The 4,347-nt window shown below is 63.4% G+C and carries 6 protein-coding genes and 1 pseudogene; 1 reads left to right on the top strand and 6 read right to left on the bottom strand.

What is annotated here, in order from left to right; all coding sequences use genetic code 11:
• Positions 1-446: 446 nt before the first annotated feature.
• The 6 genes and pseudogenes from arsH to Q1A87_RS22950 form a co-directional block, all read right to left on the bottom strand.
• Positions 447-1,166: an arsenical resistance protein ArsH gene (gene arsH, locus Q1A87_RS22925; protein WP_299657011.1), complete on the bottom strand. Its 720-nt coding sequence runs from the start codon at positions 1,164-1,166 to the stop codon at positions 447-449.
• Positions 1,163-1,561, bottom strand: a complete 399-nt coding sequence (gene arsC / locus Q1A87_RS22930) for an arsenate reductase (glutaredoxin) (RefSeq protein WP_299657014.1) — start codon at positions 1,559-1,561, stop codon at positions 1,163-1,165. The genes arsH and arsC overlap by 4 nt, the downstream gene beginning before the upstream one ends.
• 3 nt (positions 1,562-1,564) lie before the next feature.
• On the bottom strand, positions 1,565-2,611 hold the full coding sequence (gene arsB, locus Q1A87_RS22935; RefSeq protein WP_299657017.1) for an ACR3 family arsenite efflux transporter: 1,047 nt from the start codon (positions 2,609-2,611) through the stop codon (positions 1,565-1,567).
• A 27-nt stretch (positions 2,612-2,638) separates the two neighbouring features.
• Positions 2,639-2,971, bottom strand: coding sequence for a helix-turn-helix transcriptional regulator (locus tag Q1A87_RS22940; RefSeq protein ID WP_299657020.1), 333 nt, complete (start codon positions 2,969-2,971; stop codon positions 2,639-2,641).
• A 105-nt stretch (positions 2,972-3,076) separates the two neighbouring features.
• Complete coding sequence (locus Q1A87_RS22945; RefSeq protein ID WP_299842747.1) at positions 3,077-3,343, bottom strand: transposase; 267 nt, start codon at positions 3,341-3,343, stop codon at positions 3,077-3,079.
• A 41-nt stretch (positions 3,344-3,384) separates the two neighbouring features.
• Positions 3,385-3,840 (bottom strand): annotated as a pseudogene (locus tag Q1A87_RS22950) (transposase); the annotation flags it as partial.
• A gap of 23 nt (positions 3,841-3,863) precedes the next feature.
• Between Q1A87_RS22950 and Q1A87_RS22955 the strand changes: the two are divergent.
• Complete coding sequence (locus tag Q1A87_RS22955) at positions 3,864-4,103, top strand: FCD domain-containing protein (protein WP_363323060.1); 240 nt, start codon at positions 3,864-3,866, stop codon at positions 4,101-4,103.
• Positions 4,104-4,347 lie beyond the last annotated feature (244 nt).

The following is a 4,347-nucleotide window of genomic DNA, read 5'->3' on the forward strand; positions in this document are numbered from 1 at the left end:
AGCCGGATCGACGAACTCCTCCCCTGGAACTTCAATCCGTCAAGCTGAAACCGGCGTGGGGCCCAGCTCCCGCTTACGTATCGACGATCACCACCGGCCATGCGGGCTACAGGGGATTGATGTAGCGAGATGCAGATTACGAAATGATGTCCCGCAACCTATCGTAAAGTTTAGTTAATTTTGAGTTACAATCTTTGCTCTACGAACGTTTGAACTGCACGGCGAGATTGAGCGATTACCTCATCGCAAGGCTCGGGATGCTGCCCGGGATCGAAGGGCCGGTTGCCATGCGCGTTTCGTGCTGGTCGTCTCGAAGGGAGAGCAGCTGTCTTGATGCACAAGACCTGAAGTCGTGTGATGAGCCTGACCGGACCGGAGACCTCCGAGTATCGTAGGTCCGGCCAGGCGGCGCGGTAGTGTCCGAGCCCATCTTCACTCCTGGCGCATCAAATCCGCCCTTGGTTCACCCTCTTTGACAAGGCTTCCGCACTCTCGACCCGCTCCGAGTAGCGATCGGTCAGAGCTTCGGAGCGGACACGCGTCATCAGGGTGAACTTCACGAGCTCCTCCATGACGTCGACGATGCGCATGTAGAGCGGCGAGGGGCGCATCCGGCTGGCGTCGTCGAACTCGTCCCATGCCCTGGGAACGGAGGACTGGTTGGGAATCGTGACCATGCGCATCCATCGGCCGAGAATGCGCATCTGGTTCACCGCATTGAAGCTCTGCGACCCACCACAGACCTGCATGAGTGCAAGCGTCTTGCCCTGCGTGGGGCGCACACCCCCGAGGGAGAGGGGGATCCAGTCGATCTGGCTTTTCATGACGCCCGTCATGGCCCCGTGGCGCTCGGGCGAGGACCAGACCATGCCTTCCGACCATGTTGCGAGATTGCGAAGCTCCGCGACCTTGGGATGATCCTCCGGTGCACCATCGGGTAACGGCAGGCCTGTCGGGTCGAAGACGCGGGTCTCCGAGCCGAACCAGCGCAGCACCCGTGCCGCCTCCTCCGCGGCGAAGCGGGAGAAGGAGCGTTCGCGCAGCGAGCCGTAGAGGATCAGGATGCGCGGCGCATGCCCGTCGTCTCCAGGTGCGGCGTAGACCGCAGGGTCGATGGCGTGCAGGTGGTCGGCGTCGATGTTGGGCAGATCGGGAACGGGGGTCACGGTCGCACCACCTCGCCGTCTTCCTTGGTGAAAGACCCGATCTTTGGGTTGTCGAGAACCTTCACAACCTCTTCGGAGGGGCGGCACAGGCGCGTTCCCTTCGGGCCCACCACGATGGGCCGGTTGATCAGGATCGGATGCGCCATCATCGCGTCGATCAGGTCGACATCCGTCAGGTCCGGATTGTCGAGCCCGAGATCGTCGTAGGGCGTGCCCTTACGGCGCAGCAGGTTGCGGGGAGCAATCCCCATCGCAGCGATCAGCGCCTCGAGCCGTTCACGCGAGGGGGGCGTCTCGAGATAAAGGATCACTTCGGGCTCGACGCCGGATCGACGGATCATAGCGAGCGTGTTGCGCGAGGTGCCGCAGGCGGGATTGTGGTAGATAATCACCATGGGTCAGGCTCCGGCAAAGCGGCTGCGGGTTCGATTGGCAAAGGCTACGAGCGACAGCATCACCGGCACCTCGACGAGCACACCCACGACGGTGGCGAGCGCCGCACCCGAGTTCAGGCCGAAGAGGCTGATGGCGACGGCGACGGCCAGCTCGAAGAAGTTCGACGTACCGATCATGGCGCAGGGCGCCGCGATCCGGTGTGGCACGCGCATCGCCCAGGCGGAACCGTAGGCCAGCGCGAAGATGCCGTAGCTCTGGATGATGATCGGCACCGCAATCATGGCGATGACCAGCGGCCGCTCCAGGATCGCGCCGCCCTGCAGGCCGAACAGGATCGCCACCGTGGCGATCAGCCCGAGGGCCGAGAGCGGCTTGATCCGGGCGGTGAAGGCGTCAATCCGGTCGCGGCTTCCGAGCGCCTGCCGGGTCAGGAACCCCGCAACGAGTGGCAGCACAACGTAGAGAACCGTTGCGAGCAGTAGCGTCTCCCACGGCACCGCGATCTCGGTCACGCCGAGGAGGAACGCAACGATGGGTGCGAAGGCGACGATCATGATCAGATCGTTCACCGAGACCTGCACCAGCGTATAGGTCTCGTCCCCGCGGGTGAGCTGCGACCAGACAAAGACCATCGCCGTGCAGGGCGCGGCGCCCAGCAGGATGAGCCCCGCCACGTATTGCGCTGCATCTTCAGGCGCGATGAAAGGCGCGAAGACGACTTCGAGGAACAGCACCGCCAGCGCCGCCATGCTGAAGGGCTTGATCAACCAGTTCACCACCAGCGTGATCATCAGCCCCCGCGGCTGCTTCGCCACCTGCGCGACCGCCCCGAAGTCGACGCCGACCATCATCGGGTAGACCATCGCCCAGATCAGCACCGCGACGACGAGATTGATCGAGACGACCTCCGCCGCGGCGACGGCCTCGAAGAACCCGGGGGCCAGCGAGCCAAGTACCAGCCCCGCCACGATGGCCAGCGCCACCCACAGCGAGAGCCAGCGTTCGAAAGACCCCATCGGAGAGGGGGCACTCTGCGTTGCATCGGTCATGAGGTATCTTCCAGTTTGGTCCCGCCGTCAGCAGGCGCAGGCAATGTCGTCGATCAGCGGCTGACAGAGTGCGGGTTCACCTCCGCAGCAATCCTCGAGCAGAAAGCGCAACAGTCCGGAGACCCCTTCAAAATCAACGTAGTAGCGGATCAACCGCCCCTCCCGGACGTTGCGTACCAGCCCCGCATTGCGAAGCACCGTCAGGTTGGCTGACAGAGTGTTCTGCCGAACTTCCAGCACTTCACCGATCCGGCCGGCGGTCATGCCGTCCGGTCCGGCTTTGATGAGAAGGCGCAACGTATCGAGCCGCGTCGGCTGGCTCAGGGCAGCAAAGGCAGAAAGAGCAGCATTAGTATCCATATTTCATGTAATATGGATATGTATGGCGCAGTCAAGTTTTCCTTGCGTGGGTAGTAGCTTTATCGGCATTGTGGATTTTTCAACTTGGCATAACGAACGGCCGGTCTAGGGCGGCGTGGGCGACCAGGCCCGGTCCTCTTTCAGCAGCGTGTTGGCAAGCAGCAGGAGCTTCCGCATGGCGGCGGTGATCGCGACCTTGAACGGCTTGCCCGCCTGCCTCAGTCGACCATAGAAAGCCGCGAGATTGCGGTTCCAGCGAACCGCGACCACGGCTGCCGTGTACAAGGAGTTTCGAGCGGTGATCCGGCCGCTGCGGATCATCATCCGACCTCGCATCGTGCCGGAATCTCGGTTCATCGGGCTCTGTTGCATGGCCTGATTGCCGGACGGACTGCCCCTTTCCCCGGACAGACTTATCCTGCGGGTTTCGTGACGGGGATGCGGAGGGCGGTATAGCGGTTGAGCACGGCAATGCGGATCTGGAGTTCGGCGACCTGTCGATCGAAATCGCGCGCCATGAGGCGCTGACCCAATAGTTTCGCTGCGCGGACCTTCGGTTCATGCAATGCATCTTCGTCTCGACGCGGTTGCGGCGGTGGTATCCGGTCAGGCGTCGCCAGAGGGATCGACCCAGGTACTTCGACGCCCGCACGGCTTCGTTTCGGGCGATGGCACCGGCGGTGTCCGGCTTCCACGACCGCGCGTTCTTGCGGGGCGGAATGACGGCATGGGCGCCGCGGTTGGCGATAGCATCGTGGCAACCGCGAGTATCGTAGGCGCCGTCCGCTGCCCGGCAGGGCATCGCGTAGCGATGTCCCGAGAGGGGCCGTGACGGAGCCGATCTCCTCGTTCGCAGGGATCTGACCGATCCGCGCTGCAGCAGTACCAGGTCCTGTTGCTCGCGCCTCGCTTCTTCTACCGCCTCACCGCCCGGCTCTTCGACGAGGAGCCGTTCCTGCGCGAGCATCTTGCGATCCTCCATGCAATCCTGGAGGGGGACACGGCGCGGGCGGCGAACCTGCTCGGCGCGCATCTGCAAGCCTCCGAGCAGCGGGCTTCTATGCGGATCGAGCGCGTCCGGTCCCTCGTGACCCATGCGCCGGTTATCTATCTGGACCCCCTGCGGACCTGAGGCGGCTTCGTTACCGACCGGCCGGCGCGCGTCCCGCGATGTATTGTACATGCTTCGACAGCGAAGGCTCACCAGCCAGACGACTTGCGGATCGCCTTCCTTGCACGTCTTATCACGTAATTGGCCTTTCTCGAACACGGGACCTGACGCGGCCAAAAACGAAGAGGAAGATAGTGTCCCACCCTGTGGTGTAGGAGGCCGCGCGCGGAGCCTTTGGCTCGGCGCAGCGTGCGGCCGGGCTGGT

The sequence above is a fragment of the uncultured Jannaschia sp. genome, from assembly GCF_947494055.1.
Lineage (GTDB): Bacteria > Pseudomonadota > Alphaproteobacteria > Rhodobacterales > Rhodobacteraceae > Jannaschia.

Coding starts and splice junctions, on each gene's coding strand:
- arsC (WP_299657014.1), bottom strand. CDS start 1,561: ATGGTGATTATCTACCACAATCCCGCCTGCGGCACCTCGCGCAACACG.
- arsB (WP_299657017.1), bottom strand. CDS start 2,611: ATGACCGATGCAACGCAGAGTGCCCCCTCTCCGATGGGGTCTTTCGAA.
- Q1A87_RS22940 (WP_299657020.1), bottom strand. CDS start 2,971: ATGGATACTAATGCTGCTCTTTCTGCCTTTGCTGCCCTGAGCCAGCCG.
- Q1A87_RS22945 (WP_299842747.1), bottom strand. CDS start 3,343: ATGCAACAGAGCCCGATGAACCGAGATTCCGGCACGATGCGAGGTCGG.